Below are 13,556 nucleotides of genomic sequence, written 5' to 3'. Positions count from 1 at the left end.
TCGAAGCTTGCCAATCAGGTTGTTATCGGTCAATTTAAAACGATCATTCCAAAATGCAAGAGCCGGTCACGCCATTGTGTAACGGCGATACCTGGCAAGGAGACGTGTCATGATCCGCTTCTATTACCATCCTACCCCCAACCCGCAGAAAATCTCGATGATGCTTGAGGCATCCGGCCTTTCATATGAGGTCCTGCCGGTTGATACCCGTAAAGGTCAGCAGCATGACCCGGCCTTCCGCGCCATCAACCCGAATGGCAAGGTCCCGGCGATTGTCGATACCGACGGGCCCGGGGGCAAGGAAGTACGCGTGTTTGATTCAAACGCGATCCTGCTGTACCTCGCGGAAAAGTCCGGCAAGTTCCTGGGTAAGCCCGAAGATCGCGGTGAGTTCCTGTCGTGGTTGATGTTCATTGCCACCGGTCTGGGGCCGTTTTCAGGGCAGGCGGTGCATTTCCAGCATGTCGCACCTGAGGGCAGTGATTATGGCGTGAACCGTTATCGCAACGAGATTGCCCGCCACTATCAGGTGCTGGAAGACCATATGGAAGGTCGCCAATTCATCGTCGGCGATGAAATGACGATTGTTGATATCTCGGCCTGGGGCTGGATCGACAAGGCCCCGTTCGTGCACAAGAACCCGGATGTCTGGGACAAGTATCCCAACATCAAACGCTGGTTTGATGCGATCAATCGCCTGCCGGCAGCCGTCAGTGCGCGCGAGGTTGGCAAGGACCACACCTTTAAGACGGAAATGGACGAAGACGCAAAACGCGCCATGTTCCCGTCGAACTACGCATAAGACCCCTTCGCGGTCTGCAAACGAAAACACCCCGGCCAGATTGGCCGGGGTGTTTGCTTTGACGTATATGTCTTGGCAATCAGTCGGTGGTTTTTGCCCCGAACTGCTTGTTGAATTGCAGCACGAGCAAGGTGACAACCGCGCCCGAAAGCAGGTAGGCACCAACACCGGCCAGACCGAACTTGTCACAGAGATAAAGTGCGATCAGCGGTGCGAAACCAGCGCCCAGCAACCATGCAAGGTCGGATGTCAGGGCCGATCCGGTGTAGCGGTATTCACGCTTGAAGTTCGATGCCAGCGTCCCGGCCGCCTGACCAAAGCACAGGCCCAGAACCGCAAAGCCACCCAGAACAATCATGCCTTCGTTGATGATGTTATAGGTGTAAAGCAGCGGTGTCAGGATCGCACCCAGAAGGATGATACCCGCACTGTAACCAAGCAGGCGACGACGGCCGAGCTGATCGGCAATGAAGCCCGATGCAATGATGCCAAAGGCACACAACACTGCGCCAACACCCTGGGTCAGAAGGAACTGCCCCGGATTGCCATTGGCATAAAGATAGACCCAAGTCAGCGCAAAGACCGTTACCAGATGGAACAGCGCGTAGCTGACCATCGGGACCAGCGCACCCAGCACAACGGTACGACCATTATGTTTGAGCGTGTCGATGACACGGGCTGCCTCAAGCTCGTTCTTGTCAAGCAGATGGCCGAATTCGGACGTTGCCACCAGACGCAGGCGGGCAAACAGCGCAACAACGTTGATTGCAAAGGCAACGAAGAACGCATAGCGCCAGCCAAAGGCCAGGAAGTCGTCCGGATGCAGTGTCAGCAGCAAATAAGCAAACAGCGAAGATGCCAGCATGAAGCCAAGCGGCGCGCCCAGCTGCGGGATCATCGCGTACCAGCCCTTGCGGTTATCGGGTGCGTTAAGTGCCAGAAGCGACGCCAGACCATCCCATGCGCCACCCCATGCAAGACCCTGCAGGAAGCGGAAGGCACACAGAAGGTAAATCGCAAGGATCCCGGCCGAAGCCGTACTTGGCAGGAATGCCATCGCAGCGGTTGAACCGCCCAGCAGGAACATGGCAATCGTCAGTTTCACGCCGCGTCCGTATTGCCGGTCAACGGTCATGAAGACAAGCGACCCGACAGGGCGGGCGATAAAGGCCAGAGAGAAGATGGCAAAGGAATACATGGTGCCCATGAGTGCGGTTTCACCCGGAAACAGCAATTGTGGGAAAACCAGTACCGATGCGATGCAATAGACGAAGAAGTCAAAAAACTCTGATGTCCGGCCGATGATCACGCCAAGCGCGATTTGTCCCGGATCATTGGTGGCGTCGGCATTGTGATGCCGCGCATCGCGTTCCAAACCCGAAGAGGTGGCGGTCGCGTAGTGTTCTGTTGTTTGGGTCACGCCGTTCTCCCTTATTCACTGGTCGGGCCTTTTGGCCCTAACTGCTTTTGATTGGATCACAAATTCGGATCAAGGGACGATACGACTTTGGATCGAGTCTAAGTATAGACATGTGAATTGCAAACGTCAGTGTCAATTATTGTGATGCACCGCACAACGCGTGGTTTACATCCGAATGATAATTGTCATTACGACCCTGCTATGCGCCGCGGGTAGCTTGACATTGCTGCAACGCAGCTATAGCAATTCCCGCGAATTTCCGATTTGGCATTTTTTTGAAAAAAAATTGCTTTCTTTGTGCCCTTTCCGTGGATGTCTGGAATTATAATTCCTATATGCGTGTGCGGCAGGGTACGACGCGTGGCGATCTTTGGTGGGTCGCTATGCGGCTCGCAGGCATATGGTTGTCTGTGAGAACATCTTCCAGAGACTGAGGAAGTATGAAGCGCATGCTTTCAAAACTTGTACGTGGCGTCGCCTTGACCTCGATGTTCTCGCTTCTGGCCGGTTGCAACCTGGTTGTGATCGATCCGTCGGGTGATATTGCGTCCCAGCAGGCCGACCTCATTATCGTTTCGACCATCCTGATGTTGCTGATCATCGTTCCGGTCATGGCACTGACGGTATTCTTTGCCTGGAAATACCGCCAGGGTAACAAGGATGCCGAATACGATCCCGAATGGCACCATTCCACCAAGCTGGAAGTTGTCATCTGGTCCGCGCCGCTGGTGATCATTATTGCTCTTGGGGCGATTACCTGGGTCACGACCCATACGCTTGATCCGTATCGTCCGCTCGACCGTATTGATGCTGAACGTCCATTGCCCAAAGATCATGAGCCGATGGTGGTTGAAGTCGTTTCGCTTGATTGGAAATGGCTGTTCATCTACCCGGAACAGGGCATTGCGACGGTCAACGAGCTTGCAGCTCCTGTCGATACGCCGATCCAGTTCAAGATTACATCTTCGGGCATCATGAACTCGTTCTTCATTCCGGCCCTTGCAGGGCAGATCTATTCGATGGCGGGTATGGAAACCAAACTCCATGCCGTGATCAACGAAGAAGGCGTGTATGACGGGTTCTCCGGGAACTACAGCGGTGAGGGCTTCTCTCACATGCGCTTCAAGTTCCACGGCCTGAGCGAAGAGGGCTTTGACGCCTGGGTGAATGACGTGAAGTCTGATGAGAACTTCCTTGGCCGTTCGCAGTATCTCGAACTCGAAAAGCCGAGTGTGAAGGAACCGGTCCACTATTACAGCTCAGTGGATCCGGAACTTTATCAGGCCATTCTCAACATGTGCGTTGATCAGTCGAAGATGTGCATGAACGAGATGATGCATATCGACGAAAACGGCGGTGGCGGTCTTGCCGGTATCTACAACGTCATGTCGCTGACTTATGACGTTCCGCAGATGCGTGGCAGCCAGCCGTTGCCTGATAGCAAGTCCTTCGTCGCAACGCTTTGCACCACCCCGGAAGGTGGTCTGTCAGGCGAAATCGCGAACCTTCCGTTGTTTGACAACGAACCGGTTTCGCGTGCGATGAGTGTTGCACCCACAGGTGTTTCGGCAGGGTTTTAAATGCAGTGCCGGTTGGTGAATGCCAACCGGCCCTTCGCAGTTCTGGCATCGGTTGCGGTGCCATTCTGCATTTGAAAGAAGAGTAATCCGATGTTCTCTAATCCGGACCTTTTACACTTTATATTTGGCCGGCTTACGCTCGATTCCATTCCGATGCTCCATGAGCCGATTGTCGCTGTGACATTCGCGGCAGTGGTTGTAGGCGGGCTCGTCGTTGTTGGCGCGCTGACCTATTTCCGCCTGTGGGGATATCTATGGAATGAGTGGGTCACGTCGATCGATCATAAAAAGATCGGTATCATGTACATCATCTTGGCCATTGTCATGCTGCTGCGTGGCTTTGCCGATGCTTTGATGATGCGCGCCCAGCAAGCCATTGCATTTGGTGATTCTGCCGGTTATTTGCCGCCCGATCACTACGACCAGATCTTTACCGCCCACGGCGTGATCATGATCTTCTTCGTGGCGATGCCGCTGGTGACTGGTCTGATGAACTTCGTTGTGCCGCTGCAGATTGGCGCGCGCGACGTTGCCTTCCCGTTCCTGAACAATTTCAGTTTCTGGATGACCACCTGCGGCGCCGTGCTTGTCATGATCTCGCTGTTTTTGGGCGCGTTTGCCAAGACAGGTTGGCTGGCCTATCCGCCGCTGTCTGATATTGTCTACAGTCCGGGCGTCGGGGTTGATTACTATATCTGGGCCTTGCAGATTGCCGGTGTCGGGACGTTGCTTTCGGGTGTGAACCTGATTGTGACCATCGTAAAGATGCGCGCACCGGGCATGTCCATGATGAAAATGCCGGTCTTTACCTGGACCTCGCTTTGCACCAACATTCTGATTGTTGCAGCCTTCCCGGTTCTGACCGCTGTTCTGGTCCTGCTTGGTCTTGACCGTTATGTGGGCACCAACTTCTTCACCAATGACCTTGGCGGTAACGCCATGATGTACATTAACCTGATCTGGATCTGGGGCCACCCCGAGGTGTACATCCTGATCCTGCCGGCGTTTGGTGTGTTCTCCGAAGTTGTGTCGACCTTCTGCCGCAAACGTCTGTTTGGCTATAGCTCGATGGTTTATGCGACGGTGGTTATTACCATCCTGTCCTACATCGTCTGGCTGCACCACTTCTTCACCATGGGGTCGGGTGCAAGTGTGAACGCCTTCTTTGGCATCACCACCATGATCATCTCGATCCCGACGGGGGCCAAGGTGTTTAACTGGCTGTTCACCATGTACAAGGGGCGTATCAGCTTTGATGTCCCGATGCTGTGGACCATTGGTTTCATGCTGACCTTCGTGATTGGTGGCATGTCGGGCGTGATGCTTGCTGTCCCGCCGGCCGACTTTGTCCTGCATAACAGCCTGTTCCTGATTGCCCACTTCCATAACGTGATTATCGGTGGTGTGGTCTTCGGGATGTTTGCCGGGATCGTCTATTGGTTCCCGAAAGCATTCGGCTTCAAGCTCGATGAGTTCTGGGGCAAGATGTCCTTCTGGCTGTGGACCATCGGTTTCTACTTTGCCTTCATGCCGCTTTATGTCCTTGGCCTGATGGGTGTTACCCGCCGTATGAGCCAGTTCGACGATCCGTCGTTGCAGATCTGGTTCATCATTGCGGCCTTTGGCGCGCTTCTGATTGCCGGTGGTATCGGTTCGTTCATCATGTCGATCGTTGTTGCGGTGATCAAACGCGACAAACTGCGCGATGAAACCGGTGACCCGTGGGGTGGTCGTACGCTGGAATGGTCGACGTCCTCGCCGCCCCCGGCTTACAACTTCGCCTTTACCCCGGTTGTCCATGATCTGGACGCCTGGGCAGACATGAAGAAACGTGGCTACGTGCGTCCGACGACGGGCTTCCTGGATATCCATATGCCGAAAAATACCGGTGCTGGATTTATCCTGGCTGCGATCTCGCTTGCTCTTGGTTTCGGTTTGGTTTGGCATATGTGGTGGCTTGTCGTTGCAAGCTTTATCGCCTTGGTTGGCGGCGCCATCGCCCACACCTTCAACTATAACCGTGATTATCACATCCCGGCATCCGAAGTTGTGGCGACCGAAGAAGAACGTACCGCCCTTCTGGCAAAACAGCAGGCGTAAGGGAATGACAATGGCGAATACAACTGCCTCTCAGACCGAAGCGCCGGTCTTTTACCTGAAAGAAGAGCATCACCCGGAAACTGGTACGATGCTCGGCTTCTGGATCTATCTGATGAGCGATTGCCTCATCTTTGCGATCCTGTTTGCAACCTATACCGTTCTTGGTCAGAACTATGCAGCGGGTCCCGCACCGGCTGATCTGTTCGACCTTGAACTGGTGGCGATCAACACGTCGATGCTGCTGTTCTCGTCCATCACCTATGGCTTTGCCATGCTGGCGATGGAAAAGGGCAATGTTGCAGGAACCCAGCTTTGGCTGGCGATTACCGGTTTGTTCGGTATCGCCTTCGTGGGGCTGGAACTTTATGAGTTCCATCACCTCTGGAGCCTGGGTGCGACGCCGATGCGCAGTGGTTTCCTCTCAGCATTCTATACGCTGGTGGCGACCCACGGTCTGCACGTGACCTTTGGCATCATCTGGCTTGTGACCCTGATGGTTCAGGTCGCCCAGCGCGGTCTGGTCGTTGAAAACAAGCGTCGTCTGATGTGCCTGTCGATGTTCTGGCACTTCCTTGACGTGATCTGGATCGGTGTCTTCTCCGTTGTTTATCTGCTGGGAGTTCTGGGATGAGCGCACATTCACACGCACATGATGACCATCATGATGGCGGCGCCTCGCATGGTACCTATAAAAGCTATGTGATCGGTTTCGTCTTGTCGGTCATTCTGACCGCGATCCCGTTCTGGCTCGTGATGGACGGTGTTCTCGACAGCAAGGTCGCAACCGCCCTTTGGGTGATGGGTCTTGGTGTGATTCAGATCGTGGTTCACATGGTCTATTTCCTGCACATGAACACCAAATCCGAAGGTGGCTGGAACATGCTGGCGCTGATCTTTACCCTTGTGATCGTTGCGATTGCCATCGCCGGTTCACTGTGGGTGATGTATCACCTTAACACCAACATGATGCCGCAGATGGATCACGACATGATCCCGAGCTTCGGCTAGGGACTGCTTGATATGTGAAGGGGGCGCGATACCTTTAGGGGGATCGCGCCCTTTTTGTTTAAACGCCAAGATACCGCCATTTGAAAGAACCCGGCATGTCCGACGACCACGTTTCCGCCCACGCAACTGATAACCCGAAAAAGGGCCCTTCCATGACAACCCGAATTGTTGTCCTGATGCTGGCTGCTATCCTGTTTTCCGGGTTCTGTGCCCTTGGATATTGGCAGGTCGAACGTCGGGCCTGGAAGCTTGATCTGATCGAACGGGTTGATGCGCGCGTGCACGGCGATGCGGTTGCCGCACCCGCGCGTGATGACTGGGAAAATGTAACCCGCGCACGCGATGAATATCGCAAGGTCAGTGTGACGGGCACCTATCGCAACGATCTTGAAACGCAGGTCTATACTGCCACCGATTACGGGGCTGGATACTGGGTTCTGACCCCGCTGATGCGGGATGACGGCACGATTGTCATGATCAACCGCGGCTTCGTTCCAACCGAAAAGCGCGACCCCGATACGCGGGCTGAAGGCATGGTCGAGGGCGAAGTTACTGTCACCGGCCTGCTTCGCATCAACGAACCGGTCGGGACTTTCATGCGTGATAATGTTCCGTCCGAAGAACGCTGGTATTCGCGCGATGTAAAGGCGATGGCGACCAAGCGGGGGCTGGATGCCACCAATGTTGCGCCATACTTCATTGACGGTGATGGGGCAGAAAACCCGGCCAAGTTGCCACTGGGTGGCCTGACCAAAATTAGCTTCCCCAACAACCACCTGACATACGCGCTGACATGGTTTGGCTTGGCATTGCTGACACTTATCGCGGCGTGGATTGTCCTGCGCCCGCGCAAGAGATCAGATCGCGACGATTGATCCGCCAATTATTCCAGGGTCGACTGATCAGGCCACGGAATGTCCTTTCGCATGGTGGCACCGCTCCAGTTGATGATGTTGGGTGTGCGTTTACCGGCATAATGGGCCCTAAGCACCGCATTCAGATTGGGCGGGCGATACAGCACGCGTTCAAGCGACCCTTCGTGCGAATTGTCATGCAAGACGCCGGTCGAGATATTCCAACGTTCCAGTGCGCTGACATGGATGGCTTCATTGATCGTCTCAAGCTCATCCGGGATGATGTTCCGGCGGTCAAAGTTCGGGCATTTGATGCGCAGTTTGTCCCAGAAGTTTCTGGTTTCCGGTGCAATCTGTTCGATCAGGCGCTGATACGGATAAAGGCGGGAGTCCGCATACATCATGGTGCGGCTTTCATACCCGCGCCCGTCGACTGACGGGGCCAGTTTGGTCTTAAGGTGCGACTCATCAAGCTTGAGTTTGGTGTGTTTCTTGACCCGCTTGATCATCCAGTCGAGCGTGATGTCAGATAGCCTGCAATCATCGTAAGACCCGCCAACATTGCTGTGTACGCCGGGGAACCAGACCTGCTCGACAATTTGTTTATCCGGCAATTTGGCGCCCTTTTCCTTGACCCACAGCGTTGGTGAAAAGGCACTGCGTTTCTCGTCAATCGCCATTGCATGCAGGGCAACTCGAATGTGGCCGCCAAGCTCTACGTCATGAAAATGATACTTGGCTGGGATCAGGCGGCGTCCAAGGTCACCCGGAATGCCAAGCGACCCGACTGTGTCCCAAACGCCAACGCATTCAATTGGCACATCCGGTTGGGATTCGATATCAAGGGTCGAAATCTTGGTGCGTTTTGCCTCTGGCGATAAATCGGAGCTGGCAATTTTCGCAATATCCGTCTGAAGCGGATGGCCAAGATAGGGTGGTTTCAAAAGACCACAGAGCCCGATCAATCCCGCCAGACTGCGCGCGGTAAAGGCGCCGCGCGAAAACCCAAAGATAAAGATCTCGTCGCCGGGTTGATAGTTGTTGCCAAGGAAGCGATAGCCATCAACGACGTTTTCAAGCAACCCGTTGCCAAAGGCACCGCCGCGAATTTTATCGATCACATCGCCGGTCCCGACCCCGCGATCATAGAACACGATCTGCGAAACATCCTTGTCGCTGCTTGGCACTGCACGCAGAAGTTTGACGACGTTGGTCGGTTCGGGTGTGTTGGCGGGCTCCTGCCAGGTGCCGTCGAAAAATACAATCAGTCTGCGTTTGGCCATGTGAAGTCCCCTGTGTGATGTGATGCCGGGCGACCTTCTTCGGATCGTTTCGGGTGTCACTATACAACTCAGGGGTGATTTTATTAAGGGATATTAAATATAATAAAATGCTGCTGATGCGACGCCGCGGTCAATTCGAGGGTGGATATCCTACTGACATACAGCTGTCAGGAACCTGTCTGTCGTGTGGTTTACATTGTTGGGAAACAAGGAGAAATTGCCGCCGGAATTCAAACATAATCACACGTGCAAACGCAGGAGCCTTAAGAATGCCATCACAGCGGAACTTGACCTTTTATCACGCCGTACCATCACGCAGCGGTACCGTGCATTGGATGTTGCAGGAACTGGGCATTCCGTTTGATGTCAAACTTGTCGACATCCGGGGTGGCGAAGGGCAAACGCCGGAATTCCTGGCCCTCAATCCGCTTGGCAAGGTGCCAACCATTGTGCATGGCGACACGGTCGTAACCGAGGCTGCCGCCATTTGCTGCTATCTGGCCGATCTGTATCCTGAGGCCAGCCTGGCCCCGGCACTGGATGATCCGAAACGTGGTGAATATCTGCGCTGGTTGTTCTTTTCACCGTCCACCATCGAACCGGCCATGATCGACCGCGTGCGTCAGTACACGGCAGAAGACAGCAGTCAGAATTCCTATCGCGACTGGGAAACGCTGGTGCCCATTCTGGTCGATTTTGTTGGCAAGGCCGACCCATGGCTGATGGGGAAGAGCTTCACCACCGTTGATGTGGTGTTTGGTTCGACCATTCGGTTTGGCTGCATGTTTGGCATTCTGCCGAAATATCCGGAATTCGAGGCCTACATCGCCCGGATTGATGCCCGCCCGGCCTATCAGCGTGCACAGGAACTGGATGCACCGCATTTTGCCGCTGCAATGGCGGGTTGATCGTACCGATCCAATTGTATGAAGAATAAAAGGGCCGGTTCCTGCGCTTTGGAACCGGCCCTTTGGAATTTTATCAGCTTTTGGTCGTGGGATTAGGGATTGGTATGATCAATCACTTCGCCGCGTGCCGGATAGTTTTTGGCAATGACGAAATCAAGCGCGCCAAGGATCTGATCGAACGCCGGGCGGGCAAACGGCATGGTCTGGACGGTCCCGAAATAAAGCGTGCCATCCGGACGCACCAGAAACAGACCAGGTTCCGAGAAAACAGCCGGTTCGTCATAGCCGCTTGAGGTCACACCGTTCGAGGTCGAGATATAAAGACCCCATTCGCGTGCGTTATCAAGATCAAGGCCATAGCCAAGATCAATATTCTCAAGCTCCCATTTCGCCTTGGCTTCGGTCGCGCGATCTTCGCCATCGGACGAGACGACAACGACGTTCACACCGCGCTTGGCAAAGTCTGCAAGCTTGTTATCGAGGTCCTTGAGGTACTTGCCGCAAATCGGGCAATGCAGGCCGCGATAGAAAACAACCATGGTGAAGTTTTCCGGGCTTTGGTCGGCAAGCGACCATGTGCCGCCACCAACAAGCGGGACGGAAAGCGACGGCACCTTCTGGCGCGGCATCAGCGGGGTAATTGCAGACATTTCGTTCCTCGTGACTTGGGTCAGGTTTAATTGAAAACGATTATCGAACGATCATTCTATAAATCAACAACAAAGAAGCGCCATCACCGAACCGTGATGGCGGATGTTGTCTCGGGAAGTGCTGTTATACCCGCTTGGCGACGATGAAACGTGATCCGGTGCTGGCCGGATAGGAGCCGGTTTCGATCACCTCAAACCCTGCAGAATGGATCATGCCCTCAAGGCGGGCATAATTCAGAAAATGAACGCGCGGCGCCTTGCCAAGTTTCTGCATGACCCAGATCAGGGGCTTGAGATACCAAAGCTTTTCACCAAGGCAGGGTGTTTTGGTAATAAACATGCCACCTGGCTTGATGACCTTGTGCAGGGCGGCAATCGCATCTTCGGGCTGATCAAGCAAATGCAGGATGTTAAAGCCAAGCACCACGTCAAAGCGCTCTGACCCTTGGGCGATATCATCAATCGTCTTTTGGGCGAAGGTGACATTGTTGGTCGCCTGATCTTTGGCCTTGCCCTGGGCAATTTCGATCATGCGTGCGGAAATATCGGTGGCTGTCAGCTGCCCGACACTATGGGCAAGTTTCAGGGCCGTGGTGCCGGTGCCACAGCCGATTTCAAGGACGTCCTGATCGGGGGAAAGATAGGCACGCGTGCGATCAAGGGTTTGCGCATAGGCGGCCTCGTTGCCGATCGGTTTGCTGGCGTATTTGTCGGCGGCCGAGTCCCAGAACGTGTCGCTACGTATCATGATATATCCGGCTTTTGCACCCGATGTGCGGGCATTGAAACAAGCGCGTGACTATCAAGGAGTGCAGGACAATGCGCAACCAGAAACGGCTACGAAAAATCGCCCTGGTTTAGTCTAGTGCGGCCAGGATGGTTTCGAAATAGTCGTTCAAGGTTTCCTGATCCGCACCACGGCGCGACATCAGTTGAACCCCCTGAAACGAGCCAGCCAAAAAGCGCGCAAGGGCCCGGACATTCTTGCCTTTGGCAATTTTGCCCTGACCAATTGCGCGGTTCAGTGCGGCGGCAAAGGTATCCTCGGCCCGACGGAATGCCTGATGGGCGATGGCGGCGGTTTCCGGGTCATGCGGGGCAAGCTCCATGCCCGAATTCACCATCAGGCAGCCTTTGTGCCGTCCTTCTGCGGTGCCGGTTTTGGCCGCGTCACGGAATGTCTTTTCAATCGCAGCGCGGCCATCTTCGATATTGCGCAGATCGGCAAAGCGTTCAGTGCTGATTTTCTGGCTGTAATGATCAAGAACGCGCAGGAACAGTGCCTTCTTGTCGCCAAAGCTTGCATACATGCTCGCCCGGTTCAGGCCGGTTTCATTGACCAGATCCTGAATAGAGGTCGCTTCAAACCCCTTGCTCCAGAAGATGTTCATGGCGTTATCAAGAACGCTTTCTTCATCAAACGCACGTGGCCGTGGCATTGGCAGTTCCTTCGATCAGATCCATACTTTGGAACGAATGTTCTGTAATTGCTTTGAAGATGGGTCGACTGCGCCGCAAAATCAACAAGAGCTTGTGATTTGCTGGTAAACTTGGGGTTACGACGCGATCCGATCCAGCGTGACAAAGCTGTAATCCGGGCCGTCAGGATTGTCGATCTTCTGACGCTTGGTTTCGCGCCATTCATCGGCAGGCAGCGGATCAAGGAAGGTGTCGCCTTCGATCTCGGCATGGACTTCGGTCAGCTCATAGCGTGTCGTGAACGGCAGGGCGAGGTGATAGATCTGCGCACCTCCGCCAATGATCACTTCATTGACGCCATCGCGCACGGCGATTTCGTCGGCCAATTCAATGGCTTCTTCGATATTGTGACAAACCCTCACATTTTCATGCTCAAAGGACCAAACGGTGTCGCGGGTGACAACAATCGATGTGCGTTTCGGAAGGGGCCGGCCGATCGCCTCGAACGTTACGCGCCCGATGATCATTGGTTTGCCAAGGGTGAGCGCCTTGAACCGTTTGAGGTCTTCGGGCAGCTCCCACGGCATCCAGCCATCCTTGCCGATTGCGCCATTGGCAGCCGCCGCAACCACGGCAACGCGTTCAATCTTGCGGTCAGTCATCAGACAGCAACCTTGCCGGCAATGTGCGGATGCGGGTCATAGCCAGTCAGTTCGAAATCATCATACTTGAAATCAAAGATCGATTTGACCGCTGGATTGATCTTCATGGTCGGAAGCGGGCGGGTATCACGCGACAGCTGTTCTTCGACCTGATCAAGGTGGTTGGTGTAGAGGTGAGCATCGCCAAGGGTATGGACAAAATCACCCACGTCCAGATCACAGACCTGCGCAATCATCATGGTCAGAAGCGCATAGGATGCGATGTTGAATGGCACACCCAGGAAAATATCCGCACTGCGCTGATAGAGCTGGCAGGACAATTTGCCATCGGCGACATAGAACTGGAACAGGCAGTGACACGGTGGCAAGGCCATGTTGGGCACATCGGCAACGTTCCAGGCCGACACAATCAGCCGGCGGGAATCGGGATTGTTTTTGATCTGGTCAATCAGGCCGGTGATCTGGTCAATGGTTTCGCCATTGGCCCCGCGCCATGAACGCCACTGGCCACCATAAACCGGGCCAAGGTCGCCATTTTCATCGGCCCATTCGTTCCAGATGCGCACACCATTATCCTGCAGGTATTTGACGTTGGTGTCGCCATCAAGGAACCACAGCAATTCATGAATGATCGATTTCAGATGCAGCTTTTTGGTGGTGACCAGCGGGAAACCCTTGGAAAGGTCAAAGCGCATCTGATGGCCAAAGATCGAAACCGTTCCAGTACCCGTCCGGTCTTCCTTGCGCGTGCCGGTGTCACGCACCAGACGCATCAGATCAAGATATTGCTGCATGCTCAGTCCTGCATTTTAAGAATCACTTTTGTCGCAGCATAGTCAGGTCGATGGTCACGGGCAAGCGACGCCATCC

At 54.4% G+C, this 13,556-nt stretch carries 14 protein-coding genes; 7 read left to right on the top strand and 7 right to left on the bottom strand.

Going from position 1 to position 13,556, the window contains the following annotated elements:
* The first annotated feature begins 109 nt into the window (after positions 1–109).
* Positions 110–802 carry a glutathione S-transferase family protein gene (locus tag AUQ41_RS20040; protein ID WP_063090331.1) on the top strand — a complete coding sequence of 231 codons (693 nt, stop codon included), beginning with the start codon at positions 110–112 and terminating at the stop codon, positions 800–802.
* Between the two features lie 79 nt (positions 803–881).
* On the opposite strand, the gene AUQ41_RS20035 is transcribed toward AUQ41_RS20040, so the two are convergent.
* Positions 882–2,222, bottom strand: coding sequence for an MFS transporter (locus AUQ41_RS20035; protein WP_063090329.1), 1,341 nt, complete (start codon positions 2,220–2,222; stop codon positions 882–884).
* A gap of 449 nt (positions 2,223–2,671) precedes the next feature.
* On the opposite strand from AUQ41_RS20035, the gene cyoA reads away from it, so the two are divergent.
* From cyoA to AUQ41_RS20010, 5 genes are all read left to right on the top strand, one after another.
* Positions 2,672–3,802, top strand: a complete 1,131-nt coding sequence (cyoA, locus tag AUQ41_RS20030; RefSeq protein WP_232308487.1) for a ubiquinol oxidase subunit II — start codon at positions 2,672–2,674, stop codon at positions 3,800–3,802.
* Positions 3,803–3,892: 90 nt separating this feature from the next.
* Positions 3,893–5,902 (top strand): cytochrome o ubiquinol oxidase subunit I, encoded by a 2,010-nt coding sequence (cyoB, locus tag AUQ41_RS20025; RefSeq protein WP_063090325.1) that lies wholly within the window; start codon positions 3,893–3,895, stop codon positions 5,900–5,902.
* Between the two features lie 10 nt (positions 5,903–5,912).
* Positions 5,913–6,533, top strand: a complete 621-nt coding sequence (gene cyoC, locus AUQ41_RS20020; RefSeq protein WP_063090323.1) for a cytochrome o ubiquinol oxidase subunit III — start codon at positions 5,913–5,915, stop codon at positions 6,531–6,533.
* Complete coding sequence (locus AUQ41_RS20015) at positions 6,530–6,910, top strand: cytochrome o ubiquinol oxidase subunit IV (protein ID WP_063090321.1); 381 nt, start codon at positions 6,530–6,532, stop codon at positions 6,908–6,910. Before cyoC ends, AUQ41_RS20015 begins: the two co-directional genes overlap by 4 nt.
* 95 nt (positions 6,911–7,005) lie before the next feature.
* Positions 7,006–7,785, top strand: a complete 780-nt coding sequence (locus tag AUQ41_RS20010; protein WP_063090320.1) for an SURF1 family protein — start codon at positions 7,006–7,008, stop codon at positions 7,783–7,785.
* Positions 7,786–7,793: 8 nt separating this feature from the next.
* Here AUQ41_RS20010 and AUQ41_RS20005 read toward each other — a convergent pair whose 3' ends face one another.
* Positions 7,794–9,047: a DUF2235 domain-containing protein gene (locus tag AUQ41_RS20005; protein ID WP_063090318.1), complete on the bottom strand. Its 1,254-nt coding sequence runs from the start codon at positions 9,045–9,047 to the stop codon at positions 7,794–7,796.
* A gap of 269 nt (positions 9,048–9,316) precedes the next feature.
* On the opposite strand from AUQ41_RS20005, the gene AUQ41_RS20000 reads away from it, so the two are divergent.
* Complete coding sequence (locus AUQ41_RS20000) at positions 9,317–9,955, top strand: glutathione S-transferase family protein (protein ID WP_063090316.1); 639 nt, start codon at positions 9,317–9,319, stop codon at positions 9,953–9,955.
* A 92-nt stretch (positions 9,956–10,047) separates the two neighbouring features.
* Here AUQ41_RS20000 and AUQ41_RS19995 read toward each other — a convergent pair whose 3' ends face one another.
* The 5 genes from AUQ41_RS19995 to AUQ41_RS19975 form a co-directional block, all read right to left on the bottom strand.
* Positions 10,048–10,605: a peroxiredoxin-like family protein gene (locus AUQ41_RS19995; protein WP_063090314.1), complete on the bottom strand. Its 558-nt coding sequence runs from the start codon at positions 10,603–10,605 to the stop codon at positions 10,048–10,050.
* Positions 10,606–10,729: 124 nt separating this feature from the next.
* Positions 10,730–11,353, bottom strand: coding sequence for a bifunctional 2-polyprenyl-6-hydroxyphenol methylase/3-demethylubiquinol 3-O-methyltransferase UbiG (locus tag AUQ41_RS19990; protein WP_063090312.1), 624 nt, complete (start codon positions 11,351–11,353; stop codon positions 10,730–10,732).
* A 109-nt stretch (positions 11,354–11,462) separates the two neighbouring features.
* On the bottom strand, positions 11,463–12,044 hold the full coding sequence (locus AUQ41_RS19985) for a TetR/AcrR family transcriptional regulator (protein WP_063090311.1): 582 nt from the start codon (positions 12,042–12,044) through the stop codon (positions 11,463–11,465).
* Positions 12,045–12,161: 117 nt separating this feature from the next.
* A complete protein-coding gene (locus AUQ41_RS19980) occupies positions 12,162–12,686 on the bottom strand; it encodes a dihydrofolate reductase (RefSeq protein WP_063090309.1) in 525 nt (174 codons plus the stop codon).
* On the bottom strand, positions 12,686–13,480 hold the full coding sequence (locus AUQ41_RS19975) for a thymidylate synthase (RefSeq protein WP_063090308.1): 795 nt from the start codon (positions 13,478–13,480) through the stop codon (positions 12,686–12,688). The genes AUQ41_RS19980 and AUQ41_RS19975 overlap by 1 nt, the downstream gene beginning before the upstream one ends.
* Positions 13,481–13,556 lie beyond the last annotated feature (76 nt).

Source organism: Thalassospira sp. MCCC 1A02898 (assembly GCF_001618185.1).
GTDB classification, from domain to species: domain Bacteria; phylum Pseudomonadota; class Alphaproteobacteria; order Rhodospirillales; family Thalassospiraceae; genus Thalassospira; species Thalassospira tepidiphila.
This window is presented reverse-complemented; position numbering and strand designations above follow the sequence as displayed.

Coding starts and splice junctions, on each gene's coding strand:
- AUQ41_RS20040 (WP_063090331.1), top strand. CDS start 110: ATGATCCGCTTCTATTACCATCCTACCCCCAACCCGCAGAAAATCTCG.
- cyoA (WP_232308487.1), top strand. CDS start 2,672: ATGCTTTCAAAACTTGTACGTGGCGTCGCCTTGACCTCGATGTTCTCG.
- cyoB (WP_063090325.1), top strand. CDS start 3,893: ATGTTCTCTAATCCGGACCTTTTACACTTTATATTTGGCCGGCTTACG.
- cyoC (WP_063090323.1), top strand. CDS start 5,913: ATGGCGAATACAACTGCCTCTCAGACCGAAGCGCCGGTCTTTTACCTG.
- AUQ41_RS20015 (WP_063090321.1), top strand. CDS start 6,530: ATGAGCGCACATTCACACGCACATGATGACCATCATGATGGCGGCGCC.
- AUQ41_RS20010 (WP_063090320.1), top strand. CDS start 7,006: ATGTCCGACGACCACGTTTCCGCCCACGCAACTGATAACCCGAAAAAG.
- AUQ41_RS20005 (WP_063090318.1), bottom strand. CDS start 9,047: ATGGCCAAACGCAGACTGATTGTATTTTTCGACGGCACCTGGCAGGAG.
- AUQ41_RS20000 (WP_063090316.1), top strand. CDS start 9,317: ATGCCATCACAGCGGAACTTGACCTTTTATCACGCCGTACCATCACGC.
- AUQ41_RS19995 (WP_063090314.1), bottom strand. CDS start 10,605: ATGTCTGCAATTACCCCGCTGATGCCGCGCCAGAAGGTGCCGTCGCTT.
- AUQ41_RS19990 (WP_063090312.1), bottom strand. CDS start 11,353: ATGATACGTAGCGACACGTTCTGGGACTCGGCCGCCGACAAATACGCC.
- AUQ41_RS19985 (WP_063090311.1), bottom strand. CDS start 12,044: ATGCCACGGCCACGTGCGTTTGATGAAGAAAGCGTTCTTGATAACGCC.
- AUQ41_RS19980 (WP_063090309.1), bottom strand. CDS start 12,686: ATGACTGACCGCAAGATTGAACGCGTTGCCGTGGTTGCGGCGGCTGCC.
- AUQ41_RS19975 (WP_063090308.1), bottom strand. CDS start 13,480: ATGCAGCAATATCTTGATCTGATGCGTCTGGTGCGTGACACCGGCACG.